Genomic DNA, 15,001 nt, shown 5'->3' with positions numbered 1-15,001 from the left:
CCTGGCATCCGGCATAGCTATCTCTGGTATAAAAAGCGCAATAATTCTCATTTACAATTAGAAATGCCTTGGGAGATGTTCATGTTCGCGAAGACTCGGTTGGCGCTGCTGGTGGGATGGGTGACCGGCAGCGTGGCTTTTCCTCTGCTGGCGCAGGAAACAACAAAAAACGATACGGTGGTGGTCACCTCGCAAATGCAGAGCGGCGCCACCAAGCTTGCCACGCCGGATATTGAAACCCCGCAGTCGGTGTCCATCATTACTCGTGAACAGTTTGAAGAGCAGGGAGCCACCAGCGTGCGCCAGGCCGTCAGCTACACGCCAGGGGTGTACAGCAATCAGATTGGTGCCTCTAACCGCTTTGACTATATTGTGCTGCGCGGTTTCTCCGACGGCAGCCTCGATAACGTCTATCTCGATGGCCTGAAGATGATGGGCGATACCAACTCGCACAGCTCACTGGTGGTCGATCCGTGGTTCCTCGACAATATTGAAGTGGTGCGCGGTCCGGCTTCGGTGCTGTATGGCCGTTCTTCACCGGGTGGCATTGTGGCGCTGACCTCACGTAAACCGTCGTTTGATGCGGGGGGCGAAGTGAAGCTGTTTGCCGGCAATAACAACCAGCGTGGCGCCGCCTTTGACGTCACCGGCGCACTGGACGATAACGATCGCGTGGCGGCGCGTCTGAGCGGGATGACGCGCTATGCGGACTCGCAGTTTGGTCCGCTGAAGGAAGAACGCTACGCGCTGATGCCCAGCCTGACCTGGCGTATCACCGACCAGACGCGTCTCGACCTGATGGCCTACCTGCACCGCGATCCGGAAGGTGGCAGCCACTCGGGTCTGCCATATGATGGCACCGTGGTGCCGCACGACGGGCAAAAGATTTCCAATACCTTCTTTGAAGGTGAGGATGACTACGACAAATACGATCGTCGCGAGAACATGGTGGGCTACAACATCGAGCACATGTTCGACAACGGTTGGTCGGTACGACAAAAGCTGCGCTATCTGCATACCGATGTTGAACTTAATCAGGTGTATGCGGCGGGCTGGCTGAATGACACTGAACTCAACCGCGGCTATTCCGGCTCCGATGAGAATATGTCGGCCATTACGCTGGATAACCAACTCGACGGCAGCGTGGATACCTGGCAGGTGAACCACCGCCTGCTGGTGGGCATTGACTATCAGAGTCGCAGCAACAACACCACCGGCTATTACGGTGCTTTCCCGCCGATTGACGCCTTTAACCCGGTGTACGGCGCGAAGCCGGATTACATCAACATGTACGCGCGTGAAAAACACAAGCTGCGCCAGACGGGCTACTATTTGCAGGATCAGATGTCATGGGATCGCTGGCGCATTACGCTCGGTGGCCGTTACGATCAGGTCAGCGTGTCGAACATTGATAAGATAAACGATACCCGCAGCGATCTGGATAAAAACAACTTCAGCACTCGTGCCGCGCTGCTCTATCTGTTCGATAACGGTTTTGCGCCGTACATCAGTTACTCCACCGCGTTCACACCGACCAGCTTTGCCGACGAAAACGGCAACCTGTTGGAGCCAATGAAAGGCAAGCAGTGGGAAGCCGGGTTGAAGTATGAGCCGGAGGGGCTGAACAGCCAGTTTAGCGCATCGGTATTCCGTATCAATCAGACCAATATCGCCACCAAAGAAGAACCGACCGACCCGTACCGCTCAATTGGCGAAATTGAATCGCAAGGGGTCGAGCTGGAGGCGATCAGCCAACTGACGGAGAGCTTCCGCCTGCAGGCGGCATACACCTATACCGACATTCGCTACAAGAAGAGCAGTCCGGAGGAGCAGGGTAAGCGTGCGGTGTACGCCCCGCGTAATCAGGCCAGCACCTGGTTGAGCTACGATGTGAAAAGTGGTCCGCTGGACGGCCTGACGCTGGGATCTGGCGTGCGCTACGTCAACGGGATCACCAGCGATCGCCTGAATACCCATACTCTGCCGTCGTACACGTTGGTGGATATGGCGGTAGGCTACGACTTAACGAATATTGGGATTAAGGGTTTAAGTGCGCAACTGAACGTCAACAACCTGACCGATAAACGCTACGTGGCGGCCTGTAACTCGCTCTCGTATTGCTACTTCGGTGCGGAGCGCAGTATCGTTGGCAGCGTGTCGTGGAAATTCTGATGTTAACCATCGGTTTTTAGCCGGATGGCGGCGCTGGCGCCTTATCCGGCCTACGGGGTGCACACTCATGTAGGCCTGATAAGCGAAGCGCCATCAGGCATTGATGGCCCGTTGATGACCAGACCGGTTATTGCGTAAAGCCGTTCTGGATACAAATCTGGGCGCTGGTTCTCAGGGTAAAGGCGAGCTTGTCCGGGTACTGGCTGTAGTAGTTATGCTCCTCTTCCAGCCCTTTCGCCTGTGCCAGACGCACTGTTTCCAGCGAGCAGGTACGATAAATCAAATCCCTGTTCATATTAGTTTGCTTCTCACGCTGCTTATCGGCGGGTAACGCCTGCCAGCTTTCTGACAACGAGTAATCGTATACCACCCGATTTCCCTTCGCCTGTACGTTCTCAATGGTAATGAAGTTGTCTATTTTCAGCCGCGGCTGTCCGCGCATTTTCTTCTTATCTTCTGTGGCGGCATATTGCGCCAGTGCATTAATGTCCATACTGGCTATTTTTTGCTTATAGACCTCAACATAAGCCGTCGGCTGCTGATAATGCTGAGCGTAGGCGTTTCTTAACTCCCCGTCGCTCATTGAACAGCCAGCCAGAAAAAGAGGTAATAACAGTGCCAGTTTCATTTTAGTCATGGTTTTATTCCCGCGCATTATTGAGGTCCCTTATTGCCGAACATGAAATAAAAATAGAATTATTCCAGAGGCTATTTAAGGTTGTATAAACGGGACGCCGATGGCACAAGTTCATTAATCTTAAAATGGTCGAAAAGGCGGAAACCCTGCCAGAATTGGCAGGGTGTTTGATGGTCTGCAAGGCGGTAAACGTTAATGCCCGATCATTCTGGCCTTCGGTATCAGTTGGAAATACATATGCTCCGGTACCGGCGTCTGCCAGACGTTGGCATACATCGCATAGCCAATGACGGCAAATAGAATACCGAGCAGCAGTAGCGTCATTCCCCATCCAGGTAAAGCGACGCGTTGCCACCACGGTTTAGGTGCAGCGTTGCCGGTCGGTCTCTGCAGTGAAAACGTCAACGTTGAGGCGACCGGGCATGATTCAACGCAGGTCATGCAGCCGGTACATTCAACGGTGCGGACCTGAATAAGCTTGTCCACCGGAATGTTTGACGGGCAGTTCTTCGCGCATTTTCCGCAGTCGATGCAGCTGTCTGCATTACGCCGGATTTTAAATGGAGAGAGCAGGGAGAAGAGGCCGAGCAGGGCACCATACGGGCATAAATAGCGACACCAGGCGTTACGAATAAACAGGCTCATGATGCTGATAATCGCCACGAAAACCAGCGTCGCTGTGCCAATATGGCGGAAGAAATCGAGCATCTTGACGTCGATAATCATGCCGTAGGCCGACATCAAAAAGTACTGGATCCCCTGCGCGGGCATCGACAGGGCAATATACAGAAAGAAGCTCAGCAGCAGATATTTCAGGCTCAGCAGCGGCAGATCCAGCCAGCGCGGCAGTGTGAAATGGCGGCCAACGAGTTTTTTACCCAGATTGCCAATCAACTCTGACAGCGTCCCCACCGGACAGAGCCACGAGCAGAATGATTTTTTTAACAGCAGGCTTATCAGAATAAACGCGACGAGCAGCAGCATGGAGGCGGCGTGGATCGGCGGAAGGTATCCGGTTTCCAGCGTATACCTGATGTTCATCAGCCCGGCGATAGGCAGCCACCCTTCAATCCCTCCCGGTCTGGGAATATACACGCTGGTGCCGCCGGTCTCAAAATAGCGGACCCAGTAATAAAAGGTCACGCCAATATAGATATTAATCGCCAGCAGAAGAAACTGGGTGGCTCTTCGCCAGGTGCTGGCATTCCGCCAGTCATTCCATGGCAGTTTTCCTCCGGTGGTGCCTGGACGGCGCTGCCAGCGTGTTCTCTTATTCCCGTTCATGATTTTATTATCCCTCATCGTTTCCTTCCCGCATTCAGGAGGACGCATCACCGGGATATGCTAACGCGATAAAGATATCATGTATTTGATTTGCATCTTATTCGGCGGCTGTTATTTTTGCGTCAGGCAAAAGCCCTATTAAAAATAACAGCACGAGTATTAACACGGGTCAGATAAATACCCTGAAGGGGGTATTTATTTCTGCGGAAAGGGAAAAGTTATTCCTGATAGGTTTCGACGCGGTTACGGCCACGGCTTTTTGCCAGATACAGTGCGCGGTCGGCTTTATCCACCAACTGTTTGTAGTCCGGATGGTAGTCATATTCGGCGATACCGATACTGACGGTAATCGAGAAGGATTCCGTCGCCGAGGCCGCCATGCGCAGGTCGGCAATCTTTTTACGCAGGGTTTCCAGAATAATACTGGCCTGTGAAACCTCTGACTCGACCAGCAGGATCATAAACTCTTCACCGCCGTAGCGGAAAACGTAGTCGCTGCTGCGGATATGCTCATAAATCACCGCCGCCACGCTTTTCAGCGCCATGTCGCCGGCGTTATGCCCATAGCTGTCGTTGATTTGTTTGAAGTAATCAATATCTAACATGGCCAGGGTGAACGGCTTGCGCGCATGTAATGCCAGCGAAATTTCGCGCCGCATAATGGTTGGAATAAAGCGGCGGTTAAGCAGTTGGGTCAGCGAGTCTTTACCGTTTTCCTGTTTGACCAGCGCTTCAAACATCGAGGCCAGAAGGTAATGGATTTTTGCCGACAGCTGGCGGACATCCTGTAATAAACTCATCCGTACGGCTTCTGCAGGTTGCTGTAGATTCAACAGTGTCTGGGTCAGACGGTTATCAATTTCTGCAATCACAGATTCCATTTCGGCAAGCAGATTGCTGTTACCGAATATATGTTTTCCCTTATGGGAGAACCACATACCAAAATCGGAGTTTGCCAGAAAGACCAGTTCCCCAACGGGTAATCCGGTGGCAATGTTGTAGATAAACTGATTTTCCCAGTCGGTAAACGAGCGGATTTGCCGCTCGCGCTCGACGTTGACGTCGTCATAAATCGTTTGCAGGCGATACTGTTCTTGCGTGTTCAGGGAGTTTTGATAGCTTGGCGAATAGGAGACGGTCATCGCCTCCAGTGCGGTATCCATTGCCAGGCTGCTAAAGCAGATAGCGTCACTCAACAGGTGAGGCGGGTAGTCTGCTTTCTTTTTCAGCACCCGATACAACTCATCTTTCAGCTTGCGCGCGCCGCGATTGACCAGATCGATGGGCAGGCCGATACGCGCATGCACCACGCCGATTTCGCGTTGTTTGAGCAGCAACTGTGAGAGGTCTTCCTGCGCGCTACCCAGCACGCTGCGCAGCCAGTTAAACATGCTGCCGCTGAGCCGCGTGCTGACTTGTTCAGTATTCAGGAACAATGCGCTCTCGGCATGGGAGAGCATGTAGTCATAAAACACGGTCACTAAATGGCGGATCTCCTCATCGCTTAACGAAGTCAGGATCGTATGGACGTCAGGAGACGTCTGGCGCAGCAGCGCCTGCCATTCAGTCAGTAGTAATGTGTCGTTTGCGGGGGCAACCTGTTCCATCTCACAGCCACTCAAAAATACGTTTAAAAATCCAGGCGGTATTACGGACAATTACGTCACGATGGTCAAGCGAAACTGTGTTTCAGGTGCGTTAACGATGGGTGATGCCTTCGTAAATCAGCCTCAGGGCGAAGGCTCCGATAATGGCACCAATCACCCGACTGGCAATCCGGTGGATCCGCCCATATGCGCGGCGAACTGCAGGTAAAGAAAACGCCTGACTGAGAAAAATACGCCAGATAACGGAAGACAACACAATCCCCGCCCACGCCATCATCCTTGCCCATGTCGGCGTGTCTGCACTCAGCGTGACCGAGAAAATACTAATAAAAAACAGCACGGTTTGTGGATTGGATAAATCCGTTAACAGCCCGCGCCGGAAGAAGACGTACCAGGGTGCAGAAATCGGCTGCTGTAACGTTGGCATTTGTGGTGTCGCCTGATGTCGAATGCTGTTCCACGCGAACCACAGTAAATACGCGCCGCCGACAATTTTAATCAGTGAGAATACGCCTTCACACTGGGTGATAAGTGTCGCCATGCCAAACAACCCGAGGCCAGAATAGAACGCATCGCCTAGCGCCACCCCCAGACCGGTCATCACGCCCGCCCGGCGTCCCGATGCCAGACTGGTTTGCACCACCACGAACAGATTTGCACCGGGATTAAAAAAGGTTAACACGAACAAACTGACGGTCAGTACGACGGCGTGTAGAGGTTCCATAAACAACGATTCCATCAGTGAGAATAGAGGGGTATGTGATGCGCAGTCTGGATTAAGACTATTCTGCGTCGTCAGCTACTCTACGTTTTCAGCGTACATTTTTCTGAGGATTTACTCACACTGTATTATGAAACAATAGCGCTGTTGCAAGCGGGTATGTCAGGCGATTATTCGCGGCCAGGTGCGGCGGGGAACGCAACGGCGTAGGATCGTCGGTTATCTCCGTTTCGCAAAATCTCTTTATATTTCCGTTAGCTCTGGATTTTTTGAACAAGCTGAACTACTTATTAATCATCCTTGACTCGCACTATCGATGTTCAGGGGTCGATGATGGCGTAAAAACATAAAAATTGGAGCTTTTATATGAAAACTGGATATAAGGTATTAATTGGTGCGTTAGCTTTTGTCGTTTCCAACGCCTATGCCGCGGAACTGATGATGAAGGTCGATTTTGATAAGGTTGAGTCTCAGTACACCAAGATTGGCACGATTTCTACCAGCAATGAAATGTCTGCCGCAGATGCTAAAGCAGACCTGATTAAGAAAGCCGATGAGAAAGGCGCAGACGTCCTGGTATTAACCTCCGGTCAAACGGACAATAAAATCCATGGCACGGCTAATATTTACAAGAAAAAATAACGCGCTGAACTGAAAGACAAACAACCCGCTGGTCATCGTACCGGCGGGTTATTGTTTTAATCGCCGCCAGAATGTGGTTCTACTGATACCTAAATACCGCGCGGCTGCGGTTTTATCGCCATTACATTGCGCCAGCACCTGCTGCGGTGTCAGTGATGACGCCACCTGAGGAGCTTCGGAGGTAACGGCTAACTCCGGTAACAACTGCTGCAAAAAATGGATGTTCAGTTCAGGTTGCGGTTCCACGCTCAAAAACAGCGCCAGACGCTCCATCATATTACGCAGCTCGCGAATATTTCCCGGCCAGCCATAATTGAGCAGCGTCTGCTGGCTCAGCCCGAGTCCCTTACGCACCGTATCAGAAAACGGCGCGTCGAGTTCCGCCAGTGACTGTTTTAAAAACCCTTCTGCCAGCGGCAGGATATCGGGCAGGCGCTCGCGCAGTGGCGGCAGTGTGAGGCGCAGAATGCTCAGGCGATAAAACAGATCGGTTCGAAACTGGCCCTGTTTCATCTCCTGCTCGAGATGACAGTGGGTGGCGCTGATCACCCGCACATCGACCGGGATCGGCTGATGCCCGCCCACCCGAGTGACCTCTTTTTCTTCCAGCACGCGCAGCAGTCGGGTCTGTAACGGCAGCGGCATTTCACCGATCTCGTCGAGAAACAGCGTCCCGCCGTGGGCAATTTCAAACAGGCCCGCGCGACCGCCCCGACGAGAGCCGGTAAACGCGCCATCTTCATAGCCAAACAGCTCCGCTTCCAACAATGATTCGGTAATAGCCCCGCAGTTAACGGCGACAAATGGCGCTGAGGGCTTGCCACGTCGAGAGTCCTGACGGGTGAAATATTCCCGATGAATCGCCTGCGCCGCCAGCTCTTTCCCCGTCCCGGTTTCACCCTGAATCAGCACCGGTGCGCGCGAGCGGGCGTACAGCATGATGGTGTGGCGAACCTGCTCCATCTGCGGCGAATGACCGCGCATATCACCCAGCGTATAGCGGGTGCGTAGCGTATCGCCGCTGGCGTATTGCCCGTTGCGTCGGAGCGTCAGGCGGGTCATATCCAGCGCATCGCTAAAGGCCTGACGTACGGTGGCCGCCGAATAGATAAAGATCCCGGTCATCCCCGCTTCTTCCGCCAGATCGGTAATCAAGCCCGCGCCAACCACCGCTTGCGTTCCGCCGGCTTTCAGCTCGTTGATCTGCCCGCGCGCATCCTCTTCGGTGATATAGCTGCGCTGCTCCAGGCGCAAATTGAACGTCTTTTGAAAGGCGGTTAATGCGGGCAGTGTTTCCTGATAGGTGACGACGCCAATCGACGAGGTTAGCTTACCGGCTTTCGCCAGCGCCTGTAGCACGTCGAATCCGCTGGGTTTTATCAGGATCACCGGAATCGACAGGCGGCTTTTCAGATACGCGCCGTTGGAACCCGCGGCGATGATGGCATCGCAACGTTCGCTGGCGAGCTTCTTGCGGATATAGGCCACCGCTTTTTCAAAACCTAACTGAATTGGGGTAATGGTTGCGAGGTGATCAAACTCCAGGCTGATGTCGCGAAACAGGTCGAACAGGCGCGTGACGGAGACCGTCCAGATAACCGGTTTGTCGTCATTCATGCGTGGTGGAAGATGTGTCTCAGCCATCGCTAACCCCCAAAATTAAAGAACCGAATATTGGGTTTAGTTGTGTTTCATAAATGTTGCAATGAAACGTTCAGGCCGGTTTCATGAAACGCGTGCTGACACGCTTTTGTGCGACAAAAATGCAGAGTTAAATTGTAATCAATTGTTTTAAAAGAAGTAAGTAAAAATAACGTACTCAATAAAGGCGTTGGCATACCCCTTGCTTTAGGTTAATCAACGAACGATAACAACTTGATAACAAGAGGATGGGATATGTCTCTGCACTCTCCGGGGCTGGCGTTTCGCGCCGCGCTCACTAAAGAAAATCCATTACAAATTGTTGGCACCATTAATGCGAACCACGCTCTGCTGGCCCAGCGCGCTGGGTATCAGGCGATTTATCTCTCTGGCGGCGGCGTGGCTGCCGGGTCGTTAGGGTTACCGGATCTCGGTATCTCTACCCTCGATGATGTACTGACCGATATCCGCCGTATCACCGATGTCTGCCCGCTGCCGCTGCTGGTGGATGCCGATATTGGGTTCGGATCATCCGCGTTTAACGTGGCACGCACTGTGAAATCGATGATCAAAGCCGGGGCCGCTGCGCTGCACATTGAAGATCAGATCGGCGCCAAGCGCTGTGGGCATCGTCCGAACAAGGCGATCGTATCGAAAGAAGAGATGGTCGACAGGATCCGTGCGGCGGTGGATGCGCGTACCGATCCGAACTTTGTTGTCATGGCGCGTACCGATGCGCTGGCGGTGGAAGGGTTAGACGCCGCTATCGATCGTGCGCAGGCGTATGTCGAAGCGGGCGCTGACATGCTGTTCCCGGAAGCCATTACGGAGCTGGCAATGTACCGCCAATTTGCCGATGCCGTGCAGGTACCGATCCTTGCCAACATTACTGAATTTGGCGCAACGCCGCTGTTCACTACCGATGAGTTGCGCAGTGCGAACGTGGCAATGGCGCTGTATCCGCTGTCGGCATTTCGCGCCATGAACCGCGCCGCCGAGCAGGTGTACAACGTGCTGCGCCAGGAAGGCACGCAGAAGAACGTTATCGACATCATGCAGACGCGCAACGAGCTGTACGAAAGCATCAACTACTACCAGTTCGAAGAGAAACTCGACGCGTTGTACGCCACGAAGCCGTAGGCCTGATAAGGCGCAGCCGCCATCAGGCAATGCCGGATGGCACTACGTTTATCCGGCCTACAACGTACGACGCGATGCATACCCTCAATACCCTATATATAAAAATAACGAGGACAACATGAGCGACACAACGATCCTGCAAAATAGTACGAATGTTATTAAGCCGAAAAAATCGGTCGCGCTGTCCGGCGTGACCGCCGGCAATACCGCCCTGTGCACCGTTGGTAAAAGCGGTAACGATTTACACTATCGTGGCTACGATATTCTCGACCTCGCGCAACAGTGCGAATTTGAAGAAGTGGCGCACCTGCTGATCCACGGAAAATTACCCACCCGCGATGAACTCAACGCCTACAAGGTTAAATTAAAAGCGCTGCGTGGCCTCCCGGCAAACGTGCGTACCGTTCTGGAAGCGTTGCCTGCCGCTTCGCATCCGATGGACGTGATGCGTACCGGCGTTTCTGCGTTGGGCTGCACGCTGCCGGAAAAAGAGGGGCATACCGTCTCCGGTGCGCGCGACATTGCCGATAAGCTGTTGGCCTCGCTCAGCTCGATCCTGCTGTACTGGTATCACTACAGCCACAACGGTGAGCGTATCCAACCGGAAACCGATGACGATTCCATTGGCGGTCATTTCCTGCACCTGCTGCACGGCGAAAAACCGTCGGCCAGTTGGGAAAAAGCGATGCACATCTCGCTGGTGCTGTATGCCGAACACGAATTCAATGCCTCGACCTTCACCGGACGGGTGATTGCGGGAACCGGATCGGATATGTATTCCGCGATTATCGGCGCCATTGGCGCGCTACGCGGTCCGAAACACGGCGGGGCGAACGAAGTGTCGCTGGAAATTCAGCAGCGCTACGAAACCCCGGATGAAGCCGAAGCTGATATCCGTAAACGTGTAGAAAACAAAGAGGTGGTGATTGGCTTTGGTCACCCGGTCTACACCCTTGCTGACCCGCGGCATCAGGTGATCAAGCGCGTGGCGAAGCAGCTTTCCCAGGAAGGCGGCTCGCTGAAAATGTACAACATCGCCGACCGTCTGGAAGAGGTAATGTGGGATACCAAAAAGATGTTCCCGAACCTCGACTGGTTCTCGGCGGTTTCCTACAACATGATGGGCGTCCCGACCGAAATGTTCACCCCGCTGTTTGTCATCGCCCGCGTCACCGGCTGGGCGGCGCACATCATTGAACAGCGCCAGGATAATAAAATCATCCGGCCTTCCGCCAACTACACCGGCCCGGAAGATCGCGTATTTGTCGCTATTGAAAAGCGTTGCTAATGCAAAACCTCTAAAGATAAAAAACAGGAAACGTACCCTATGTCCGCTCATATTTCGAATGTTCGCCCTGAATTTGACCGTGAAATCGTTGATATCGTTGATTACGTGATGAATTACGCCATCACCTCGACGGTGGCGTATGACACCGCGCATTATTGTCTGCTCGACACCCTCGGCTGCGGGCTGGAAGCGCTGGAATATCCGGCCTGTAAAAAACTGCTGGGGCCGATTGTCCCGGGGACGGTGGTGCCGAACGGTGTTCGCGTGCCGGGCACCCAGTTTCAGCTCGATCCGGTGCAGGCAGCGTTTAACATTGGCGCGATGATCCGCTGGCTGGACTTCAACGACACCTGGCTTGCCGCGGAATGGGGCCATCCTTCCGATAACCTTGGCGGGATTCTGGCCACCGCTGACTGGCTGTCGCGCAATGCGGTAGCAGCGGGTAAAGCGCCGCTGACTATGAAAACCGTGCTGACCGGTATGATCAAGGCCCATGAAATTCAGGGCTGTATCGCGCTGGAAAACTCCTTTAACCGCGTCGGCCTGGACCACGTTCTGCTGGTGAAAGTGGCCTCGACCGCCGTAGTCGCCGAGATGCTGGGACTGACCCGCGATGAGATCCTCAACGCGGTTTCGCTGGCGTGGGTCGACGGACAGTCGCTGCGAACCTATCGTCATGCGCCGAATACCGGTACGCGTAAATCCTGGGCGGCGGGGGATGCCACATCCCGGGCGGTACGTCTGGCGCTGATGGCCAAAACCGGCGAGATGGGGTATCCGTCTGCGCTGACGGCGAAAACCTGGGGCTTCTATGATGTCTCCTTCAAAGGAGAAGCGTTCCGCTTCCAGCGTCCGTACGGCTCTTACGTGATGGAAAACGTGCTGTTTAAAATCTCCTTCCCGGCTGAGTTCCACTCCCAGACCGCAGTAGAAGCCGCCATGACGCTGCATGAAAAACTGCTGGCTGCCGGTAAGACGGCTGCCGATATCGAAAAAGTGACGATTCGTACACACGAAGCCTGCATTCGCATCATCGACAAAAAAGGCCCGCTGGATAACCCGGCGGATCGCGACCACTGCATCCAGTACATGGTGGCGGTCCCGCTGCTGTTCGGACGCCTGACGGCGGCTGATTATGAAGACGGTGTGGCGCAGGATAAACGCATCGACGCGCTGCGTGAGAAAATTAACTGCTTCGAAGATCCGGCCTTTACCGCCGATTATCACAACCCGGAAAAACGCGCCATCGCCAACGCTATCACCCTGGAGTTTACCGACGGCTCCCGTTTTGACGAAGAGGTGGTGGAATACCCGATCGGCCACGCGCGTCGTCGGACTGACGGCATGCCGAAGCTGGTTGAGAAATTCAAAATCAACCTGGCGCGCCAGTTCCCGACCCGCCAACAACAGCGCATTCTGGATGTTTCCCTGGACAGAACTCGCCTGGAACAGATGCCGGTTAATGAGTACATGGATTTGTTCATTATCTAAAACCTGACTCATTAGGCGTAAGTTCAACAGGAGAGCATTATGTCTTTTAGCGAGTTTTATCAACGATCTATCACTCAACCTGAGTCATTCTGGGCCGAGCAGGCCCAGCGTATTGACTGGCAGCAGCCGTTCACTCAGGTGCTGGACCATAGCCATCCGCCGTTTGCGCGCTGGTTTTGCGGTGGGACGACCAATCTGTGCCATAACGCCATTGACCGTTGGCTGGAGAAGCAGCCCGATGCGCTGGCGCTGATTGCTGTTTCCTCGGAAACCGAAGAAGAGCGCACGTTTACCTTTCGTCAGCTGTATGACGAAGTCAACGTGACGGCCGCTATGCTGCTGTCGCTGGGCGTGCAGCGTGGCGATCGGGTATTGGTGTACATGCCGATGATCGCCGAGGCACACATTACGCTGCTGGCCTGTGCACGCATTGGCGCGATCCACTCGGTGGTGTTCGGTGGCTTCGCCTCGCACAGCGTGGCGGCGCGAATCGACGATGCCCGACCGAAGGTCATCGTCTCGGCGGATGCCGGGGCGCGCGGGGGCAAGATCCTGCCGTATAAGAAGCTGCTCGATGAGGCTATTGACCAGGCGCAGCATCAGCCGCACCACGTGGTACTGGTCGATCGTGGGTTGGCGAAAATGGCGCGGGTCGAGGGGCGCGATCTCGATTTTGCCGCGCTGCGCCAGCAGCATCTCGGGGCGCGCGTGCCGGTGGTGTGGCTGGAGTCGAACGAAACCTCCTGCATACTTTACACTTCCGGCACGACCGGCAAGCCGAAGGGCGTGCAACGTGACGTTGGCGGCTATGCGGTGGCGCTGGCGACGTCGATGGAGACCATTTTTGGCGGCAAAGCGGGCGGCGTGTTCTTCTGTGCCTCGGATATCGGCTGGGTGGTCGGACACTCCTACATCGTTTATGCCCCGCTGCTGGCGGGGATGGCGACGGTGGTGTACGAAGGGCTGCCGACGTACCCGGACTGCGGTGTGTGGTGGAAGATTGTCGAAAAATATCAGGTCAGCAGAATGTTCTCTGCGCCGACCGCCATTCGCGTTCTGAAGAAGTTCCCGACCGCGCAGATCCGCAATCACGATCTCTCCTCGCTGGAGGTGCTGTATCTGGCGGGCGAGCCGCTGGATGAACCCACTGCGAGTTGGGTAACCCAAACACTGGGCGTGCCGGTGATCGACAACTACTGGCAGACTGAATCCGGTTGGCCGATTATGGCAATTGCCCGTGGCGTGGACGACAGGCCGTCGCGTCTGGGCAGCCCCGGTGTGCCGATGTATGGCTACAACGTGCAGTTGCTCAACGAAGTGACCGGTGAACCCTGCGAAGCGAACGAAAAGGGTATGCTGGTGATTGAAGGGCCGCTGCCACCGGGCTGTATTCAGACCATCTGGGGCGATGACGAACGGTTTGTGAACACCTACTGGTCGCTGTTCTCCCGCCAGGTTTACGCCACCTTCGACTGGGGGATCCGCGACGTAGACGGCTATTACTTCATCTTAGGCCGTACCGATGATGTGATAAACGTGGCCGGACACCGGCTGGGCACCCGTGAGATAGAGGAGAGTATTTCCAGCTATCCGAACGTCGCGGAAGTGGCGGTGGTCGGCGTGAAAGATGCGCTGAAAGGGCAGGTGGCGGTGGCGTTTGTTATCCCGAAACAGAGTGACAGTCTGGAAGACCGCGACATTGCGCATTCAGAAGAGAAGGCGATTATGGCGCTGGTGGACAGCCAGATTGGTAACTTTGGCCGTCCGGCACATGTCTGGTTTGTGTCACAATTGCCGAAGACGCGATCGGGCAAGATGCTAAGGCGTACGATCCAGGCGATCTGTGAAGGCCGCGATCCCGGCGATCTGACCACCATCGACGATCCCGCGTCGTTGCAGCAAATTCGCCAGGCAATCGAAGAATAATCCCCGTTAAACGGCCCGGTAGCGCGATGCTTACCGGGCCTACGATTTAATGCGTTTTCTTATACGGTCCGTGATAATAATCAAACGGCGTATATAGCGTATCGGCAACAAAAGATAACGGCACATCGACAAATAACAGCGCTAAATCGAAATAGTTAAAATCATAACCGCCCGGATTTTTTATTTTCGCAATGTCGCTCTGAGTACCGACGTAATAGGTATTAGAATCCCCATCTTCCGAGCGTGCATTAATGCTGCCACATCCTGAAAGTAATACGCTGATAAATAGCGCCATTACCATCTTTGTCTTTCTGCTCATATTACGACCTGGCTTACCATCCTGTTTTACCATAGCAGTATAAAAGCGGTTTTTTCCCGCATAACTTAAACCAGTAGTACCCGTCCAAAGGCTGGAAATATATGCTCTGTAGGCCGGATACGTGTCGCGCCAT

General features: G+C 54.2%; 12 protein-coding genes. 6 read left to right on the top strand and 6 right to left on the bottom strand.

Features of this window, described 5'->3' with window-relative positions:
* Positions 1–63 precede the first annotated feature (63 nt).
* Positions 64–2,172: a ferrioxamine B receptor FoxA gene (gene foxA / locus FDX22_RS16305; protein WP_117342072.1), complete on the top strand. Its 2,109-nt coding sequence runs from the start codon at positions 64–66 to the stop codon at positions 2,170–2,172.
* Between the two features lie 127 nt (positions 2,173–2,299).
* Here foxA and FDX22_RS16300 read toward each other — a convergent pair whose 3' ends face one another.
* From FDX22_RS16300 to FDX22_RS16285, 4 genes are all read right to left on the bottom strand, one after another.
* Entirely contained in the window at positions 2,300–2,809 is a 510-nt protein-coding gene (locus FDX22_RS16300; protein ID WP_115259990.1) for a hypothetical protein, read from the bottom strand.
* A gap of 192 nt (positions 2,810–3,001) precedes the next feature.
* Positions 3,002–4,093, bottom strand: coding sequence for a 4Fe-4S binding protein (locus FDX22_RS16295; RefSeq protein WP_137362778.1), 1,092 nt, complete (start codon positions 4,091–4,093; stop codon positions 3,002–3,004).
* A gap of 218 nt (positions 4,094–4,311) precedes the next feature.
* Positions 4,312–5,700, bottom strand: coding sequence for a diguanylate cyclase (locus FDX22_RS16290; protein ID WP_146717470.1), 1,389 nt, complete (start codon positions 5,698–5,700; stop codon positions 4,312–4,314).
* Positions 5,701–5,791: 91 nt separating this feature from the next.
* The gene (locus FDX22_RS16285) at positions 5,792–6,424 is read right to left on the bottom strand and encodes a LysE family transporter (protein WP_115259329.1); all 633 of its coding nucleotides are present in this window, start codon (positions 6,422–6,424) and stop codon (positions 5,792–5,794) included.
* A gap of 363 nt (positions 6,425–6,787) precedes the next feature.
* Between FDX22_RS16285 and yahO the strand changes: the two genes are divergently transcribed.
* Positions 6,788–7,063, top strand: a complete 276-nt coding sequence (gene yahO / locus FDX22_RS16280; RefSeq protein ID WP_115259327.1) for a DUF1471 family periplasmic protein YahO — start codon at positions 6,788–6,790, stop codon at positions 7,061–7,063.
* A gap of 48 nt (positions 7,064–7,111) precedes the next feature.
* On the opposite strand, the gene prpR is transcribed toward yahO, so the two are convergent.
* Positions 7,112–8,707, bottom strand: a complete 1,596-nt coding sequence (gene prpR, locus FDX22_RS16275) for a propionate catabolism operon regulatory protein PrpR (protein ID WP_137362696.1) — start codon at positions 8,705–8,707, stop codon at positions 7,112–7,114.
* 252 nt (positions 8,708–8,959) lie between these two features.
* Between prpR and prpB the strand changes: the two genes are divergently transcribed.
* The 4 genes from prpB to prpE all read left to right on the top strand — a co-directional run bounded on the left by prpB (position 8,960) and on the right by prpE (position 14,549).
* Positions 8,960–9,844, top strand: coding sequence for a methylisocitrate lyase (gene prpB / locus FDX22_RS16270; protein WP_115259323.1), 885 nt, complete (start codon positions 8,960–8,962; stop codon positions 9,842–9,844).
* 118 nt (positions 9,845–9,962) lie between these two features.
* On the top strand, positions 9,963–11,132 hold the full coding sequence (gene prpC / locus FDX22_RS16265) for a 2-methylcitrate synthase (protein ID WP_115259321.1): 1,170 nt from the start codon (positions 9,963–9,965) through the stop codon (positions 11,130–11,132).
* A 39-nt stretch (positions 11,133–11,171) separates the two neighbouring features.
* Positions 11,172–12,623: a bifunctional 2-methylcitrate dehydratase/aconitate hydratase gene (locus FDX22_RS16260; protein ID WP_115259319.1), complete on the top strand. Its 1,452-nt coding sequence runs from the start codon at positions 11,172–11,174 to the stop codon at positions 12,621–12,623.
* A 39-nt stretch (positions 12,624–12,662) separates the two neighbouring features.
* A complete protein-coding gene (gene prpE, locus FDX22_RS16255) occupies positions 12,663–14,549 on the top strand; it encodes a propionate--CoA ligase (protein ID WP_146717469.1) in 1,887 nt (628 codons plus the stop codon).
* A gap of 46 nt (positions 14,550–14,595) precedes the next feature.
* On the opposite strand, the gene FDX22_RS16250 is transcribed toward prpE, so the two are convergent.
* Complete coding sequence (locus FDX22_RS16250) at positions 14,596–14,850, bottom strand: YceK/YidQ family lipoprotein (protein WP_249354884.1); 255 nt, start codon at positions 14,848–14,850, stop codon at positions 14,596–14,598.
* Positions 14,851–15,001: the final 151 nt, after the last annotated feature.

The sequence above is a fragment of the Citrobacter sp. TBCS-14 genome (genome assembly GCF_005280805.1).
In the GTDB taxonomy this organism is placed as follows: Bacteria; Pseudomonadota; Gammaproteobacteria; order Enterobacterales; family Enterobacteriaceae; genus Citrobacter; species Citrobacter gillenii.
The sequence above is the reverse complement of the archived record's forward strand: the minus strand, read 5'-3'. Positions and strand labels throughout refer to the sequence as shown.

Bases quoted from the DNA above. Each gene is read 5' to 3' on its own strand.
- foxA (WP_117342072.1), top strand. From the start codon at position 64: ATGCCTTGGGAGATGTTCATGTTCGCGAAGACTCGGTTGGCGCTGCTG.
- FDX22_RS16300 (WP_115259990.1), bottom strand. From the start codon at position 2,809: ATGACTAAAATGAAACTGGCACTGTTATTACCTCTTTTTCTGGCTGGC.
- FDX22_RS16295 (WP_137362778.1), bottom strand. From the start codon at position 4,093: ATGAACGGGAATAAGAGAACACGCTGGCAGCGCCGTCCAGGCACCACC.
- FDX22_RS16290 (WP_146717470.1), bottom strand. From the start codon at position 5,700: ATGGAACAGGTTGCCCCCGCAAACGACACATTACTACTGACTGAATGG.
- FDX22_RS16285 (WP_115259329.1), bottom strand. From the start codon at position 6,424: ATGGAACCTCTACACGCCGTCGTACTGACCGTCAGTTTGTTCGTGTTA.
- yahO (WP_115259327.1), top strand. From the start codon at position 6,788: ATGAAAACTGGATATAAGGTATTAATTGGTGCGTTAGCTTTTGTCGTT.
- prpR (WP_137362696.1), bottom strand. From the start codon at position 8,707: ATGGCTGAGACACATCTTCCACCACGCATGAATGACGACAAACCGGTT.
- prpB (WP_115259323.1), top strand. From the start codon at position 8,960: ATGTCTCTGCACTCTCCGGGGCTGGCGTTTCGCGCCGCGCTCACTAAA.
- prpC (WP_115259321.1), top strand. From the start codon at position 9,963: ATGAGCGACACAACGATCCTGCAAAATAGTACGAATGTTATTAAGCCG.
- FDX22_RS16260 (WP_115259319.1), top strand. From the start codon at position 11,172: ATGTCCGCTCATATTTCGAATGTTCGCCCTGAATTTGACCGTGAAATC.
- prpE (WP_146717469.1), top strand. From the start codon at position 12,663: ATGTCTTTTAGCGAGTTTTATCAACGATCTATCACTCAACCTGAGTCA.
- FDX22_RS16250 (WP_249354884.1), bottom strand. From the start codon at position 14,850: ATGGTAATGGCGCTATTTATCAGCGTATTACTTTCAGGATGTGGCAGC.